General features: G+C 39.9%; 16 protein-coding genes. 6 read left to right on the forward strand and 10 right to left on the reverse strand.

All coding sequences use genetic code 11. From position 1 onward, the window contains the following. Window positions 1-37 precede the first annotated feature (37 nt). The gene (locus ACIQZ2_RS00120) at window positions 38-1,267 is read right to left on the reverse strand and encodes an isocitrate dehydrogenase (NADP(+)) (RefSeq protein WP_395766794.1); all 1,230 of its coding nucleotides are present in this window, start codon (window positions 1,265-1,267) and stop codon (window positions 38-40) included. Window positions 1,268-1,397: 130 nt separating this feature from the next. Here ACIQZ2_RS00120 and purU point away from each other — a divergent pair, with 130 nt between their 5' ends. Both purU and ffh read left to right on the forward strand, forming a co-directional pair. Further along, a complete protein-coding gene (gene purU, locus ACIQZ2_RS00125) occupies window positions 1,398-2,231 on the forward strand; it encodes a formyltetrahydrofolate deformylase (RefSeq protein ID WP_395766795.1) in 834 nt (277 codons plus the stop codon). Window positions 2,232-2,277: 46 nt separating this feature from the next. After that, window positions 2,278-3,612 carry a signal recognition particle protein gene (ffh, locus tag ACIQZ2_RS00130; RefSeq protein WP_395766796.1) on the forward strand — a complete coding sequence of 445 codons (1,335 nt, stop codon included), beginning with the start codon at window positions 2,278-2,280 and terminating at the stop codon, window positions 3,610-3,612. A 19-nt stretch (window positions 3,613-3,631) separates the two neighbouring features. Here the strand turns inward: ffh and pheT are convergent, their stop codons facing one another. After that, window positions 3,632-6,067: a phenylalanine--tRNA ligase subunit beta gene (gene pheT, locus ACIQZ2_RS00135; protein ID WP_395766797.1), complete on the reverse strand. Its 2,436-nt coding sequence runs from the start codon at window positions 6,065-6,067 to the stop codon at window positions 3,632-3,634. Window positions 6,068-6,076: 9 nt separating this feature from the next. Further along, window positions 6,077-6,649: a peptide deformylase gene (def, locus tag ACIQZ2_RS00140; protein ID WP_395766798.1), complete on the reverse strand. Its 573-nt coding sequence runs from the start codon at window positions 6,647-6,649 to the stop codon at window positions 6,077-6,079. A gap of 147 nt (window positions 6,650-6,796) precedes the next feature. Here def and ACIQZ2_RS00145 point away from each other — a divergent pair, with 147 nt between their 5' ends. The 3 genes from ACIQZ2_RS00145 to bioB all read left to right on the forward strand — a co-directional run bounded on the left by ACIQZ2_RS00145 (window position 6,797) and on the right by bioB (window position 10,301). Next, window positions 6,797-7,414: an inorganic pyrophosphatase gene (locus tag ACIQZ2_RS00145; protein ID WP_395766799.1), complete on the forward strand. Its 618-nt coding sequence runs from the start codon at window positions 6,797-6,799 to the stop codon at window positions 7,412-7,414. A 77-nt stretch (window positions 7,415-7,491) separates the two neighbouring features. Beyond that, window positions 7,492-9,267: a signal peptide peptidase SppA gene (sppA, locus tag ACIQZ2_RS00150; RefSeq protein WP_395766800.1), complete on the forward strand. Its 1,776-nt coding sequence runs from the start codon at window positions 7,492-7,494 to the stop codon at window positions 9,265-9,267. 11 nt (window positions 9,268-9,278) lie between these two features. Continuing rightward, window positions 9,279-10,301: a biotin synthase BioB gene (gene bioB, locus ACIQZ2_RS00155; RefSeq protein ID WP_395766801.1), complete on the forward strand. Its 1,023-nt coding sequence runs from the start codon at window positions 9,279-9,281 to the stop codon at window positions 10,299-10,301. A 10-nt stretch (window positions 10,302-10,311) separates the two neighbouring features. On the opposite strand, the gene ACIQZ2_RS00160 is transcribed toward bioB, so the two are convergent. The 5 genes from ACIQZ2_RS00160 to ACIQZ2_RS00180 all read right to left on the reverse strand — a co-directional run bounded on the left by ACIQZ2_RS00160 (window position 10,312) and on the right by ACIQZ2_RS00180 (window position 14,592). Further along, entirely contained in the window at window positions 10,312-10,752 is a 441-nt protein-coding gene (locus ACIQZ2_RS00160) for a GNAT family N-acetyltransferase (RefSeq protein WP_395766802.1), read from the reverse strand. Between the two features lie 83 nt (window positions 10,753-10,835). Further along, window positions 10,836-12,416 carry a ribonuclease Y gene (gene rny, locus ACIQZ2_RS00165; protein WP_395766803.1) on the reverse strand — a complete coding sequence of 527 codons (1,581 nt, stop codon included), beginning with the start codon at window positions 12,414-12,416 and terminating at the stop codon, window positions 10,836-10,838. 55 nt (window positions 12,417-12,471) lie between these two features. Then, the gene (locus tag ACIQZ2_RS00170; protein ID WP_395766804.1) at window positions 12,472-12,762 is read right to left on the reverse strand and encodes a cell division protein ZapA; all 291 of its coding nucleotides are present in this window, start codon (window positions 12,760-12,762) and stop codon (window positions 12,472-12,474) included. After that, the gene (locus ACIQZ2_RS00175) at window positions 12,759-13,088 is read right to left on the reverse strand and encodes a hypothetical protein (protein WP_395766805.1); all 330 of its coding nucleotides are present in this window, start codon (window positions 13,086-13,088) and stop codon (window positions 12,759-12,761) included. Before ACIQZ2_RS00175 ends, ACIQZ2_RS00170 begins: the two co-directional genes overlap by 4 nt. Before the next feature lies 1 nt (window position 13,089). Next, window positions 13,090-14,592 (reverse strand): lipopolysaccharide biosynthesis protein, encoded by a 1,503-nt coding sequence (locus ACIQZ2_RS00180; RefSeq protein ID WP_395766806.1) that lies wholly within the window; start codon window positions 14,590-14,592, stop codon window positions 13,090-13,092. Between the two features lie 87 nt (window positions 14,593-14,679). On the opposite strand from ACIQZ2_RS00180, the gene ACIQZ2_RS00185 reads away from it, so the two are divergent. Further along, on the forward strand, window positions 14,680-15,135 hold the full coding sequence (locus tag ACIQZ2_RS00185; RefSeq protein ID WP_395766807.1) for a hypothetical protein: 456 nt from the start codon (window positions 14,680-14,682) through the stop codon (window positions 15,133-15,135). On the opposite strand, the gene ACIQZ2_RS00190 is transcribed toward ACIQZ2_RS00185, so the two are convergent. Both ACIQZ2_RS00190 and ACIQZ2_RS00195 read right to left on the reverse strand, forming a co-directional pair. After that, complete coding sequence (locus ACIQZ2_RS00190; RefSeq protein ID WP_395766808.1) at window positions 15,136-15,897, reverse strand: LytR/AlgR family response regulator transcription factor; 762 nt, start codon at window positions 15,895-15,897, stop codon at window positions 15,136-15,138. A gap of 5 nt (window positions 15,898-15,902) precedes the next feature. Further along, on the reverse strand, window positions 15,903-16,961 hold the full coding sequence (locus ACIQZ2_RS00195) for a sensor histidine kinase (protein WP_395766809.1): 1,059 nt from the start codon (window positions 16,959-16,961) through the stop codon (window positions 15,903-15,905). Between the last annotated feature and the right edge of the window lie 13 nt (window positions 16,962-16,974).

The raw sequence follows: 16,974 nt of genomic DNA on the forward strand, positions 1-16,974 counted from the left end.
CAATGCAAGGTGGCTTTTTTAATCAGCTAGATATTGCTTACGCTAGAGCAGCTTTCAAGTTGGTATCTAACGCTTCCAAGAACTCTTCGGTATACAAGTAGTGCTCACCATGATTCACTTTATTTCCGTGAATACATACCGCCAAGTCTTTTGTCATTTTACCTGACTCGACAGTCTCAACGCAAACTTTCTCCAATGTTTGGCAGAAGTTAACTAACGCCATATTGCTATCTAATTTACCTCTAAATTCTAACCCGCGCGTCCAAGCAAAGATTGATGCAATTGGATTCGTTGAAGTCGGTTTCCCAGCTTGATGATCACGGTAGTGACGTGTCACCGTTCCGTGTGCAGCCTCCGCTTCCATTACTTTTCCGTCTGGCGTAATCAATACGGATGTCATCAATCCCAAAGAACCGAATCCTTGAGCAACGGTATCTGATTGTACATCACCATCGTAGTTCTTACAAGCCCAAACAAAATTGCCATTCCATTTCAAGGCTGAAGCAACCATATCATCGATTAAACGGTGCTCGTATACAATTCCCGCAGCATCAAATCTTGCTTTATAATCGTTTTGATAGATTTCTTCAAAAATATCCTTGAAACGACCATCATATTTCTTCAAAATGGTATTCTTTGTTGATAAATACAATGGCCATCCTTTACTCAAAGCCATGTTGAAACATGAATGCGCAAAACCTTTTATTGATTCATCCGTATTGTACATAGTTAATGCAACCCCATCACCTTTGAAATTATACACCTCAAATGTTTGTGGCTCACCCCCTTCTTCAGGCGTGAAAGTAACGGTTAATTTACCTTTACCTTTCGTTACGAAATCAGTAGCTCTGTATTGATCTCCAAACGCGTGACGACCAATCATAATCGGTGCTGTCCAATTGGGTACCAAACGAGGTACATTAGCACAAACGATAGGCTCACGGAAAACCGTACCATCCAAAATGTTACGAATTGTGCCGTTTGGTGATTTCCACATTTGTTTCAAATCGAATTCTTTCACCCGTGCTTCATCTGGTGTGATGGTTGCACATTTGATACCAACTCCATATTTCTTGATGGCCTCAGCTGCCTCAATCGTTACTTGATCATTCGTTTCATCGCGATACTCTACACCTAAATCGTAGTATTTGATATCAACATCCACATAAGGCAAGATCAATTTATCTTTGATAAACTTCCAAATGATGCGAGTCATTTCGTCCCCATCAAGTTCAACGACCGGGTTGGCCACTTTAATTTTTTCCATTTTGATATAGATTTTTTATAAGCTTTCTACTAATCGGGCTTAGGCTCGATTAATCTTGCAAAGGTAAATAAGGAATTCTTTTTTATTAATGATTTTGAGGTAAATTTGAGGGATTGACTCAATATTTTTTATGGAAACGGTAATTAAGATTTCATGTCAGGATGAAAAAGGTCTCGTGCATAAAATCACAGGCATTTTATATGAGAAATTATTGAATGTCACCCGCACCAATGAATTCGTGGATGAGGCATTTAATCAGTTTTTTATGCGGATTTCTTATGTTGGCGATTGCGATGTTCAGCTTCTTAAAAAGGAATTGTTTGCCATTTTGCCAAAGGCCGCTCGGGTTGACATCATTCCTCCATCCTTGAAAGAGGTCGTATTATTGGTAACTAAAGAACATCATTGTTTAGGGGATTTGTTGATTCGATCTCAATTCCAAGATCTTCCATTTAAGATTTCCGCTGTCATAGGCAATCATGCTGTTTTACAAGGCCTATGCGAACAATTTAACATGCCTTTTCATTTGATCAGTGCAGATGGATTATCGCGCGAGGATCATGAAAAACTTGTGGAGGCTCAAATTGACGCATATAATCCAGATTATATTGTGTTGGCCAAATACATGCGGATTCTAAGCCCTGATTTTTCTGCCAAATATTTAGGAAGGATGATCAACATTCATCATTCCTTTCTGCCAGCTTTTGTGGGTGCTAAGCCTTACCAACAAGCCTTTGATCGAGGGGTTAAGATTATTGGAGCTACTGCTCATTTCGTAACGGACGACCTCGATGAAGGACCTATTATTTGCCAAGATATCGTGGCAGTGAACCATAGCTTTTCGGCTAAAGAGATGGCCAAAGCAGGTAAAGATGTGGAAAAGATTGTCTTGGCGAATGCCTTGAAGATGGTTTTTGAGGATCGTGTTTTCATGCACCGGAATAAGACCATTATTTTTGATTAAGAATTTGCTTCAAATTGCGTAAATTGCAATCCTTTTTTATCATACTATGTTTGAAAATTTAAGTTCCAAGTTAAGTACCGCTATGCGGACCCTCAAAGGAAACGGACGCATTACCGATGTGAACGTTGCCGCGACTGTCAAAGAAATTCGACGGGCGTTGATGGATGCCGATGTCAACTACAAGGTAGCCAAAGAAATAACGGATCGCATCAAGGATCAGGCCATGGGTCAGAAAATCTTGATAGCTGTTGAACCAGGCCAATTGCTAGTTAAAATTGTTCAGGAGGAATTAACCCAATTAATGGGTGGTACTAAACAGGATATTAATCTTAAAGGAGACCCTGCTGTGGTTTTAATCGCAGGTTTACAAGGTTCTGGGAAAACGACATTTTCGGGGAAACTAGCCCAGCATATAAAAAAAGGCGGCAGGAATGTACTTTTGGTAGCATGTGATATTTACCGACCAGCTGCGATTGACCAATTGAAAGTATTGGGCGAGCAAGTAGATGTGGAAGTTTACGCCGAACCAGAAAATAAAAATGCGGTCTCGATTGCAGAAAACGCACTGTCTTATGCTCGTAAAATGGGCAAGAAAGTTGTGATTGTCGATACAGCAGGTCGTTTAGCTGTGGATGAGGCCATGATGAATGAAATCGCCGCAGTAAAAGAAGCAATTCGTCCCACGGAGATTTTGTTCGTTGTAGACTCCATGACAGGTCAAGATGCGGTGAATACGGCGAAAACATTCAACGATCGCTTGAATTTTGATGGGGTTGTCTTAACCAAATTGGACGGGGATTCACGTGGTGGAGCTGCGCTCTCCATTCGCCAAGTAGTGGATAAACCCATTAAGTTTATCTCTACCGGTGAGAAAATGGAAGCGTTGGATTTGTTTTATCCAGATCGGATGGCAAATCGTATTTTGGGCATGGGTGATGTGCTTTCCTTGGTGGAACGTGCCCAACAAGCCTTTGATGAAGATGAAGCAGCTCGGTTAAACAAGAAGATTCGTCAAAATAATTTTTCATTCGAAGATTTTTACACGCAATTACAGCAAATCAAAAAGATGGGAAACATCAAAGATTTGATGGGTATGGTTCCTGGTATGGGACAAGCTGTGAAAGATGTTGATATTTCCAATGATTCATTTAAGCCGATTGAAGCAATTATACAATCTATGACCTTGAAGGAGCGTCAGAATCCTGATATTTTGAACCCTACCCGCAAGAATCGTATTGCCGCGGGGTCTGGGACATCAATCCAACAAGTGAATGGTCTTTTAAAGCAATTTGAAGACATGCGTAAAATGATGCGCATGATGAACAAAGTGCAAGATGGTAAAATGAAAATGCCGAACATGGGTAACATGTTCAAGCGATAAATGTGGCATAGCCTTGATTCTATTTACGAATCAAGGCTCCCAATTCTTTCTCAAAGCGCGTGATCAATCGATCCATTGTCGCATCGATAACTTTATCCGTCAGTGTTTGTGTCTCATCCTGTAGTATGAATGAAACCGAATAAGATTTCTTGCCTTCGCCAAGATTCTTACCCACGTAAACATCAAAAACTGAAATATTTTTCAATATATCTTTTTCCGTTTGTTCAGCCACCCGTTGAATAGCTTGCAAACTAACCGTTTGGTCTAATACCAATGATAAATCGCGGCGCACCTCTGGGAATTTGGAAATCTCCTGGTATATGAAATTGCCTTTCTCTTGTTTTACCCAGAAATCCCAATCAAAATCGGCCATGAATACCGCTTGTTTAACATCGAATTTTTGAGCTAACTTAGGTTGAACCAAACCCAAGGTCACACACGGCTTTTTGTTAACGCTAATCGTTAATCCGTAGGCGTATACATTGGATTGTTCAATAACCGATGTCTCATGTTGCGACACACCTAATTGCTTCATTGTGGCAATTACTTGCGCATACATGTGATGTAATTCACTTTTTTGAGGGACATGTGACCACGTTTCCCCTTCTAAAAGACCAGTTGAATAAAGTGCCAAATGGCGCTTTTCGATAAACTTTTCACCCTTCTTATGGTATGTTTTTCCAAATTCGAAAAGCTTTAAGTCTTTTTGACGGCGGTTGATGTTATGCGCCATCACCTCCAAACCATGGAATACCAAGTGCTGGCGCATGACGCCTAAGTCCTCCGACAAGCGGTTTAAAACTTCAACGGTATCGAATGCCAAGTCTTTTGAAATTAAGCCATGGTATTCACCTTTCGTTAATGAATTACTGATGATTTCTTGAAAACCTTTGGCAGCTAAACTTTGGCCGATACTGAGCTGCACTTTTTCTTTGTCTAATGCAGGAAATTCGGAGATAAATTTGGCACTTAAGTTCTCCGATAATGGAATATTATCCAATCCGTGAATACGTAAAATTTCTTCAATGATATCTGCTTCACGAGTTACGTCTACGCGATAAGCAGGCGCAATAGCGAGAAAACCTTCCGCCGATTTGTTTTTTAGTTCAAAATCCAAAGCGATTAAAATCTCTTGTATACGCTCTGCGCCAATTTCAATGCCGATAAGCTTGCTGATGCGCGCATAGGTCATATGAATTTCAGCCAAGGCCGCTTTCTCTAAATAGATATCAACTAAGTCTGAAGTGATTTGCCCGCCTGCAACCTCCTGAATTAAGCATGCCGCATACTGAATTGCAAAAGCCTTCGCTTCAATATCCGTTCCACGTTCAAAGCGAAAAGAAGCATCTGTTTTTAGGCTATGGATTTGTGCTGCCTTACGAATACGTTCAGGTTTGAAATAGGCAACTTCTAAATAAATCCGTGTGGTTGAATCTTGAATGGATGAATTTGCTCCCCCCATGACGCCTGCCAAACCGATAGGACCTTCTGCATCACAAATCATGATTTCTTCACCCGACAAAGTTCTTTCTGTGCCATCCAAGGTGGTAAATTTTGCCCCCGTTTTAGCTTGTTCCACAATCAATTTTCCACCACGTAATTGGTTCCAATCGTAAGCATGCATCGGTTGGCCTAAGCCATGGCAAATGTAATTCGTCACGTCCACGATATTATTAATTGGGCGTAAGCCAATGGCCGACAATCTTTCTTGTAACCAAGCGGGTGATGGGCCTACTTGAACGCCATCGATTGTCAAACCACAAAAGCGGGTACATCCCTCGTCTTTAATTTGTACATCAATGGGGAATGCATTATTAGCCACTTTAAATGCAGAAACATCCGGAAGTTTCACCTCGATACCACTGACCGCTTTGATATCACGCGCAACACCCCAGTGTGAGGCTGCATCTGCACGGTTTGGTGTTAAGCCAATTTCCAAAACTAAATCTGAATCGATTTGAAAGTACGCTGCTGCAGGTGTACCATTTGCCAATGTGGTCTCCAGAATTAAGATTCCATCATGGGAAGTTCCTATGCCGATTTCGTCTTCTGCACAGATCATACCTTCTGAGGGCTGGCCGTACACTTTACGTTTTTCAATCGTAAATAGTGCTTTTCCTGTAGCATCATACAAAGTTGTGCCTGGCGTTGCAACGATAACTTTTTGGCCAGCAGCAACATTATTGGCACCACAAACAATGGTTAAAATTTCATCTAGCCCTGCATCAACAGTTGTTAAACTGAGCGTCTTTTCTTTTACTTCAAATTTTTCACAGGTTAACACTTCGCCAATAACGAACCCGCGTAAACCACCAGGGATTTTATCGTGTGCTTCAATGCCCTCTACTTCTAGGCCTGTATTTGTTAATAAAACATCGAGCTCTTCCGCTTGGCCTTGTTTGGGCAAGCGAGCCAAATCGATGAAATCACGTAACCAATTAATCGAAATCTTCATGTTGCTGAATTAGCGGGATAACTTCATTTTATAATCCACAGAAACCTTCCCGCGGGTAATTTCACTTAACTTATTTTTAATCATTCGCTTTTTAACCACGTTGAGGTGATCCGTAAAGAGAATTCCCTCAATATGATCATATTCATGTTGAATGATTCTTGCGGCAAAACCTTCGAAAACGTCCGTTCGTTCTTCCCCGCGTTCAGTCCAATAATGTATTTTCACATATTCTGGTCTGAAAACTTCTCCTCTAATACCGGGAATGGAAAGGCATCCTTCTTCAAATCCCCATTCTTCCCCTGTTTCATCCAGGATAGTTGCGTTCACAAAAACCTTTTTGAAATCGACCAAAGATGGGTCAATATCTTCATCTTCTTCTCCTTCGTTCATTGGGCGTCCATCCACGACAAATAAGCGAATATCCATTCCAATTTGTGGGGCAGCTAATCCAACACCGCTTGCAGCGTACATGGTTTCAAACATGTCCTCAGAAAGCTTGACTAAATCAAGGGAGTCGAAATCAACGGGCTTTGCCACTTTTCGAAGGACCGGGTCACCGTAAGGGATGATGGGATATATCATGATATTAATTAATCAAACGGCAAATTTAACGAAAAAACGGGAAAAGTGTGGAATTTTTAAAAGCGAATGGGCTCCCATGATATCCTTATTTTTTTGTAATTTGCGCAGATTATTCAACCTAAGCTGTTTTTGTAAAGATTATACCGTATGAATCGTAACTTTTTTAAAGCACATCCTTGGCATGGCATTCAGATTGGTGATCAAATGCCCGAACAAGTAACGGCATTTATTGAAATCGTACCTACGGACACGGTGAAATATGAAATCGATAAAGAGACAGGCTATTTGAAAATAGATCGTCCTCAGAAATTCTCTAATATTGTTCCAGCCTTATATGGCTTTTTGCCTCAAACGTACTGTTCAGATGGTATTGCGGAATTAGCTCGAAAGTATTCAGGAAAGGATATAAAGCAAGGTGATGGTGATCCATTGGATATTTTAGTGCTTTCTGAACGCGCCATTACGCATGGTGATATTTTATGTCAGGCGATCCCCATTGGTGGAATTCGTATGATTGACAAGGGAGAGGCTGATGATAAAATTATAGCAGTGTTAAAGGATGATCCCATTTATGGAAAATGGCGTGATATTTCAGATGCACCCAAAGACATTGTTCAACGCTTACGTCATTATTTTTGGACATATAAAATGCTGCCGGGTGAAACTACTTCCTCTGCGGTTGACATCGATGATGTGTATGGCCGGGATGTGGCACATGAAGTGATTAGACAATCACGTGAGGATTATCGTAAAAATTTTGGATAGTTATTTGACCGCTGGTCATAATTGCATGCTTAAATTAAATAAAGGACTAGATATTCGTATCTACTTAAATTATAACTATGTGGCAATTTGTTAAATATTCGCTGGCAACGTTGGTTGGCATCTGTATGTTTTTTGTGTTTGTTTTATTACTTGCTGCCGGCATTGGTGCGGCAATGAGTGATTCAGAAGTCGAATATAAGGTTAAAGAACAGTCTATTCTTCATTTAGATCTAAATCGGCCCTTTGTGGAGAATGCTTCTACTGAGGATAATCCTTTCGATGACATTCCTAATCCATTTTTCTCTAGTACGGATAAATTGGGGTTAATTCAGGTTTTATCAGCGCTTGAACGAGCTCAGGTGGATTCCAATATTAAAGGGGTTTACCTCGATGTTAGTTTCCCTATGGCAGGTTATGCTAAATTAACGGAAGTCCGCAATGCCTTAGCGAAGTTTAAAAAATCAGGTAAATTTATCTACGCTTATGCAAATTCGTATTCTGAAAAAGGATACTATGTAGCATCAGTTGCTGATGTCGTATACCTTAATCCGGCAGGTCTATTGGATTTTAATGGGGTAAGTGTTCAGTACATGTTCTTTAAAAAGGCATTTGAAAAGTTGGAAATTGAACCGCTCGTTTTTCGTGTGGGTCAGTTCAAATCAGCCGTTGAGCCATTCATTCGCGAGGACATGAGTCCTGAGAATAAAATGCAAACCTTGTCCTTTATTCAATCAGTAAATAAAGAACTTTTCCAAAAGATCTCTGAAAGTCGGGGAATTTCAGCTGCAAAATTGAATACCATTGCGGATAGTTTGCAAGCTTTCGACCCCAAAAATGCAGAGCGATTGGGTATGGTGAAACTTGGGTATTTCGATGAATTTGAAACAAAATTAAAGTCTTTAACGCGAAAAAAAACCTCTGAGGATTTGACGCTTGTGAAGTTGTCAGATTATTTGAAAGCCAAGAATCCAATTCCCGAAGTTAAGGGGACAAATAAAATTGCGGTTTTGGTAGCTGAGGGAGAAATCGTGGGTACCAAAGGAGGGGATGGAAGCATTGGCTCAGATGATTTTATCAAAGAGCTAAAGAAACTTCGTGATAACAAATCAGTCAAGGCAATCGTATTACGTATTGATTCCCCCGGCGGATCTTCGTTGGCGTCTGATTTAATGTGGCGCGAAATTGAACTTACCAAGAAAGTGAAACCTGTCATCGCATCCATGTCTGATTATGCGGCCTCTGGCGGGTATTATATGGCGATGGGTACGGATGTTATCGTTGCCCAGCCTACCACGATTACAGGATCTATTGGAATTTTTGCTCAATGGTTAAACCTAGATAATTTTTTTAAGAATAAATTAGGCATTACGCAGGATCATGTGAATACGCACGCGCATTCAAATTTCATGTCTTCGCCAAGTGCATTGACCGACTTTGAGAAATCCGTAGTTCAAAATATGGTGAATCAAGGCTATGCTTCATTTACATCAAAAGCCGCTCAAGGTCGTAAGATGTCTTTGGTGAAATTACAATCATTGGCTGGGGGGCGTGTTTGGACAGGTATTCAAGCAAAGCAAATTGGATTAGTTGATGAATTGGGGGGCTTAGATCGTGCGATCGAAATAGCGGCGGATCGAGCGAAGTTAACACCATCAAACTACAAGGTGGCGGTTTATCCCAAAGCTAAATCATTTATTGATGAAATAGTGTCAACGGCCTTCTCTGAATCATCAATGGAATCTCGTTTTGTTCAGCAAAATATGCCTTGGACTAAATCAATTTGGGAATTAGACCGTATGAAGAAACGTGAAGGGTTTTTGGCAATGATGCCATTTATGATGGAATTGGACTAGAATATATAGATATGGAGATTAGAAATAATTGGACTCGCGAGGAAGTTGAACAAATATTCAACCAACCTTTTTTAGATTTAGTTTATCAGGCTGCGTCGGTACATCGGGCATATCATGATCCGAATGAGGTTCAGATTAGTACCTTGCTATCAATTAAAACAGGGGGGTGTCCAGAGGATTGTTCTTATTGTTCTCAAGCAGCTCGTTATCATACCAATGTTAAAGTTCAAAAGTTACTGCCTTATGAGGAAGTGATTCAAGCGGCTGTTCGCGCTAAAGATAATGGAAGTTCTCGTTTTTGTATGGGGGCAGCTTGGCGTGAAGTACGTGATAATAAAGATTTTGATCGTGTGTTGGATATGGTTAAGGGGGTAAATTCTTTAGGTATGGAGGTTTGTTGTACTCTCGGTATGCTCTCCGAAGAGCAAGCACAAAAATTGAAAGATGCCGGATTGTATGCTTATAATCACAACATTGATACAAGTGAAGAATATTACGAAGATGTAATTTCAACGCGTACCTATGATGACCGCTTAGAAACTTTAGGTAATGTACGTAAAGCTAAATTGTCTGTTTGTTCAGGTGGTATTATTGGCATGGGGGAGAGTACTGCTGATCGCATCGGCATGTTGTTGACCTTAGCAAATTTGCCCGAACATCCAGGATCGGTTCCTGTAAATAATTTAGTACCTGTAGAAGGAACGCCTTTTGAAAATCAAAAAACAGCCTCTGTGTGGGATTTAGTTCGCGTAATTGCGACAGCACGTATCCTGATGCCAAAATCTGCCGTGCGTTTATCTGCTGGCCGATTGGAATTGAATTATGAAGGCCAGGCTTTCTGTTTTATGGCAGGAGCAAATTCGATTTTTTCAGGAGATGTGTTGTTAACAACACCAAATCCAGATGCAAAGTCGGATAAAGAATTATTCCAAATTCTTAACATTAAGCCCAAGGAGGCATTTAAAGATGAAAAGAAATCAGGGATTGAATTTAATCAAATTCCGAGTGCTCAAGGCCTTGAGCATACCCATTAAAAGATAAGCGCTATTCTGAGAGGTTTAGCGCTTTTTTCATGCGGTAATGTTGAATTTCACCAAATAGCAGATACGATTCTTGTTCGATGTGATATCCTAGGCTTTTGTAAAATGGTACGGCATTTTCACGTGCTTCTAATACAATTTCATTCCATCCTTTCGATTCTGCTTGCTCTTCTAATGCATGCATAATGGCTTTACCTACGCCTTTGCCTTGTTGGTCTGTTGCCACAGCCACACAACGTACTTGACCCTGATTGCTTGCTGATTCATGCATCCTAGCTACCCCTAAAACTTCATTGTTCGCAATGGCCATGATGTGGATTGCATCTTGTTCATCCGTGAGTATTTCAGATCCAAGTGGTTGATTCCATGGTTCACGTAATACGCTGTAGCGAAGTGCAAAATAGGCCTTCCACTGTGCTTCTGTCTGTGGGTTGATGAGTTCCATAAAAATAAACGCTGCCGGGATTATTTCTCCGGCAGCGTTGGCAAATTAATCTTTAAAATCTTGATTTTAAATAATCAAGCAGGTTATTTCGCAAAATTCACAGCGCGCATCTCCCGGATTACCGTTACTTTAATTTGACCTGGGTATTGCATTTCTTTTTCAATTTTTTGTGAGATGTCAAATGAAAGCATTGATGCTTTATCGTCGCTTACATGCTCAGAATCTACCAGGATACGTAATTCGCGACCTGCTTGAATGGCATAACATTTTTGAACACCTTGGAAGGATGTTGCCAAATCTTCCAAATCACGTAAACGCTTCATGTACGATTCCATCATTTCGCGACGAGCCCCTGGACGAGAGCCTGAGATGGCATCGCAAACTTGAATGATAGGAGAAATCATGGATGTCATTTCACATTCATCGTGGTGAGCACCAATAGCGTTACAAACTTCTGGGTGCTCTTTGTATTTCTGCGCTAATTCCATTCCCAATAGTGCGTGTGGTAATTCGGGCTCTTCGTGCCATACTTTACCAATATCATGAAGTAAGCCTGCACGTTTGGCCAGTTTCGCATTCAAGCCTAATTCAGCTGCCATGGTAGCGCATAATTTAGCTACTTCACGTGAGTGCTGTAATAAGTTTTGACCATAAGAGGAACGGAAACGCATACGGCCGATCATTTTAATTAATTCAGGGTGCAATCCATGAATTCCTAAGTCAATTACCGTTTTCTCTCCGATCTCAATAATCTCGTCATCGATGTTCTTCTTGGTCTTATTTACTACCTCTTCAATGCGGGCGGGGTGAATACGTCCATCTTGTACCAAACGATGTAGTGACAATCGAGCAATCTCCCTGCGAACTGGATCAAAACCCGAAATGATGATTGCTTCAGGGGTGTCGTCAACAATAAATTCAACCCCCGTTGCAGCCTCTAAGGCACGGATGTTTCGACCTTCCCGACCAATAATCTTGCCTTTGATGTCATCGGATTCAATATTGAAAACAGACACGCAGTTTTCAATGGCATTCTCTGCAGCTGTTCTTTGAATGGTTTCAATGACTACTTTTTTAGCTTCTTTCGTTGCGGTTAATTTCGCTTCCTCGATGGCTTGTTTCACTATAGAGCTTGCTTTTGATTCTGCCTCAGCTTTTAAGGCATCTATGAGCTGCTGGCGTGCTTCGTCTGCTGAAAGATTCGCAATTTTCTCCAACTGACCGATTTGCGTGGCAAGCATAGCTTCTGCCTCTTCACGTTTCTTTTCAACGTCTTCGAACTTCTTTCGGTAGTTTTCTTCTTTTGACTGAATGCTTTGTTTTTGCGATTGCAACTCTTGATCGACAATACGTTGCTGCTCTTGTTGTTGCGTCAAAATGCGTTCTTTTTCCCGTAATTTTTGCTCATTTTCTGAAAGAATTCCTTTTTTCGCTTGGGTTTCTTCTTCAAATTCGCTTCGCAAACGCAAGAAGTTTTCTTTGGCTTCAAGCATGCGGTCTTTCTTTAGGTTTTCTGCAGCAAATTCAGCATTTTTTAGAATTTCTGCCGCTTTTCGTTGAGCTTCTTCTTCGTGATTCTTATTTGATTTGGAAGAAAAAGTCTTCCCCACAAACAAGCCACCAGCTGCAGCAACGATGGAAACAATAATGGATATAATGGTCATATAAATTGTTAGTTTATGAACATCGGCTCCAAAAATGACTGAAAGAAAAGGGTAATTATAGTTGGAATTCATCCACGAGCGCTAATAACTGCTCGTTCTCAGCATGAACATTGTTGCTTAATGATCTTGTTTCCGTCTCGAATTTCAATCCACACATAGCTAAATCCAATGCCACAAGGGCCATAATTTTACTAGGATCAGAACTATTTGTCTCTTTCTCGTAATATTTTACAAGTCGGTTAACCAAATTTGCCGCTTTTCGCACACATGACTCCTCCTCTTCACTAACCTTTAGCGCGACATTTTGAATGCCTAAAAGGAGATTGCAAGGTAGTTTAGTACTCATGGTTTGCGTAATTGCTCAATACAATGATCTATACTTACTATATATTCGTCTAACTTTTTCTTCAGTTCAGCTTTAGCTGCCTCTGTATCTTCTGTATTAACTACAAGTTTACCAATTTTATCTGATTTTTTAAAGCTTTTCTCCAATTCTTTTGATTGGCTTAGGGCATCTTGTAATTCTCGCGTTTTTTCATCGAGTTTTGTTTGTAATTCTACATTTGTTCTCTCTAGTTCGCTAATTTTTCCAGCATTTTCTTGTAAACGCGCAACCATCAAACTGACTTTCAGTTTGAGTTGAAGGTATTGCGTTTTCAATTCTTGCTTCATATTAAATGATTAATTTGGGCTTTCCTGTTTTCCATGAAAACTCACGGATAAGCAAATAGCCTAACAAAAATAACACTGCGAAATTTTGATTGATTAACTCCGGCAGTGGACTTATGGTGGCTAGGGCTTTCGCGCCATAAATAAGTATTGCTCCTAACAAGATATAAAATAAATCACTTTTCCAGCGGTAGGGTGCAGGAGAATATTTTTGACCTCCCCAATAACACAATCCGGCCATCACCATACTCGATGCTAAAAACGAATAGGCGCAAGCCATGTAGCCGAATATTGGGATGTATACGATGTTGCCAACTAACGTGACAGCTAAACCCAGTAAGGTAATTACTGTACCAAAATAGGTTTTATTTGTCTGCTTAAACCAAACGGATTGTGTGTAGTAAATGCCTAAGAATAGATTGGCCAACAATAAAACGGGGACTATATTCATGCCTTCCCAATAGATGGCTCTTCGTAAAAAGAGTGTTTTAATCCAAAACAAATTACACGAAACGCCTACCCATAATACGGTGCAAACAATCACGAACCAGTGCGTGATTAATGCCAAATTTTCCTTGCTGTTTTCGGCTGTTTTTTTACCAAGAAAGAAAGGCTCGGCTGAATATTTGAATGCTTGAATGGCTAAACTCATGAAGACGGAAAGTTTGTAGCAATTCCCATAAATCCCCAAAGCATCTTGCGAGGTTTTACCCGGGTAAAATCCGCTCGGGAGGTAAGATTCTAACAATAAACGATCGAACATCAAGTTGAACATGGCTGCCAAACTCATGAACATAATGGGATAGGCATACACCCAAAGAGCTTTAAATTCAACCCAATCCCAGCGCCATCGATAAGCCTTAAATTCGGCTGATAGCCAATAAAATAAACTTGCATTAGCTAGTAAATTGGCTAAAAATATATACCCTGCTCCAATTCCAGGACTGTATAAATCGCGTAAAAATTGAGGTGCTTCCATGGCCAACTCACCTGTTTGTAAAGGTTTTAATAGCATGAGGAAGAATAGATTTAATCCCACATTGATCAAAATAGAGACGATTTTAGCCTTGACAAATGTCCGTATTTTATTCTCTAATCGAAGTTTCGCAAAGGGAATCGCCGTTATGGCATCAATGGCTAAAATCAACGCAAGCCAGTTTAAAAATATGCCTTTACCTGGATAACCGAGTTGGACCATAATGGGGTCCGCAAAGAGAAAGAGGAATATGGTAAAACAGCCCGATGTGACGATGATTGCTGTCATGATTAATTCGTAATATTTCTCGGGAGCTTCTTTGGCAAAACGAAAATAAGCCGTTTCCATGCCATAGGTGTAGATGATATTGGCAATCGCTACGTAGCCATATAGTTTGATATTCACACCTAATTCTGCTGGGAGAAATGCCCAGGTATGTACAAAAACAAGTAAAAAATTGAGGGATCTTCCCAGAATGGTACTAAAACCATACGAAAGAGTTTCACCTGCTAATTTTTTCAGAATGGACATAATTGTATATTTGCCAAAATTCAAAGTTACATAATTTGTTAGGACCCTTTGGGTATACATCAAAAAATTGTAACAAAACCATATCAAATGAAAAATATCCTTGCCTTTTTAGGCCTCTTTTTAGCAGTAACGCAAATTGCAAACGCTCAATCAATTTCTTATTACCCGTTTAATTCTCAGTTGGCTGTTTCTTCAAATCCCACCAACATCGCATGGGCTGAGGTACGTATGCAAATGAATTCAGCAACCTCAGCTATCACTTCTGAATTTGGACCTATGTTGACGGTTTATAAGAATAAAGACGCGGTATTTTATGCGGGCGGCGGTGTGAACATAGGCTGGTTATCCAATGTATTTAATCAGTCCTCTTTGTTAAAAGGTTATTATGGTAGTGTAGGAGTTCGTGCCTATCCATTTACCTCTTTACCACATTTAGGATTGAACTTTGAAATTACGCCATATACAGATTCCAAAGTGCAGACTGGATTGTTACGTGCTTGGCTGGGAGTAAATTACCATTTTGGCAAAAACAAATTGAAATAATTACTCCTTTTGATAGCCGATGGTCTGGTAAAACTGTTCTGAATAGCTATCGCTTAAAGGGATATGATTTTCCCCAATCTTGACTTTTTGATTTCGAATCGATTCGATTTTTTTCAAAGAAACGATGTAGGATTTATGTATCCGTAAAAAGGAATCTGAAGGAAGTCTCTCGCTGATGAGTCTCATAGTCATCCGACAAACGATTGGAAATTTTTGGTTTTTGAGGTGAATTTTAATGTAATCCTTCAATCCCTCAATATATAAAATATCTTCTAGCATGATCTTCATTAAAGAATAGTCGGCGTGAATGAAGATATACTCGGCTTTCGCCTCGGGTTTGCTGACACTTTCCAACAGTGCTTGTTTACTTTTATAATAATCCAAAGCCTTGTGGCTAGCCTTCAGGAATCGTTCAAAAGAAATTGGTTTAAGCACATAATCAATGACATCCAAATTAAAGCCTTCCAAGGCATATTGCTGATAAGCTGTCACAAAAATAACCATAGGCTTTTGGGTCAAGCCCTCTAAAAACTGCACTCCAGTCAAGCCTGGCATTTGTATATCAAGGAATATCAGGTCAATTTGATTGTTTTGTAGGTAATCTATGGCCTCAAATGCATTCCTGCATCGAGCTTCTAACTTTAGGAATGGTACTTTAGCTATATTATCCTCAACTAAGTCTAAAGCTAAACTTTCATCATCTATGGCGATGCACTTTAAGATCGTACTGGAGATTTCTGAAAAATGTTCCTTTTCTTCCATAATTTCTAGCTATGCGTGATAAGTAAATCTACGATATAGGTATTGTCGCTATCTGAGATTGTTAACTCATGGTGATCAGGATAGAGTAATTCTAATCGCCTACGGACATTGGTTAATCCAATTCCTGAACTTTCATCTTTTCTTTCCGCCGGTTGGTGACTGATTTTGTTTCTGACAACAAAATGCAAGCTTTGAGCATTGTCTTCCAATTGAATATTGATACTAGGTTTTTCAATCATCCCTACGCCATGTTTAAATGCATTTTCAACGAAAGGAATTAAAAGCATAGGTTCAATGGTCCCACTGGTACTATTAATCTCAGATTTGAACTCAATTTCAATATCATTACCAAAACGAAGTCTCTGCAATTCGATATAGGATTCCAAATAATTCGCCTCTTTACTAATGGCAACTTTTGAATCCGTAGTTTCATAAATCATGTAGCGCATCAGTTCAGATAACTTGATCACTACCGGCTCAACACGTTCTGGTTTTCTACGAGATAGGGATACGATGCTATTTAATACGTTAAACATGAAATGCGGACTAATTTGCGAACGTAAGAAAGAAAGTTCCGACTTTAATCGCTCATTTTCTTCCTCCTTTTTTTCTTCTTGTTCCTTCAGGTTGTCTGAAAGAAATCGGTAGCTTATTCCAATGGCGATAATGAAAAGGTACTGAAAAATAATACGCAAAAAGGTGAATCTTTTCATACCACCGCCCCGTGGTCTTTGTGGAGGTATTAAATCCTTGAAAAGCGAATCGAAAATGAGATCATTTAAGCCGACCATTATGAAATAACCTATGACAAGAAAGCCGAGGTATGCCAAAATGTTATGACGTTTTAAAACCTTTGGGATTAAAATTTCTGTATTTATGTAGAAGATGGGGATATTGGCTAAACCAAAAACGAAGAAGAATAAATTCCATTGAAAATGGCGCTGAACTTCTTCAGGGTTTTGTGATTGCGAGCTTGGGCCTAACAAAATGGGTAACGCTAAAAGACAAGCCCAAAACAATAAATGCAATAAAATGGGCTTAGATAGTAACTTGGATTTAGCCATGAATTCACGAATT

Origin of the sequence: Aquirufa sp. (assembly GCF_044342065.1) — a bacterium.
Taxonomy (GTDB): Bacteria; Bacteroidota; Bacteroidia; order Cytophagales; family Spirosomataceae; genus Aquirufa.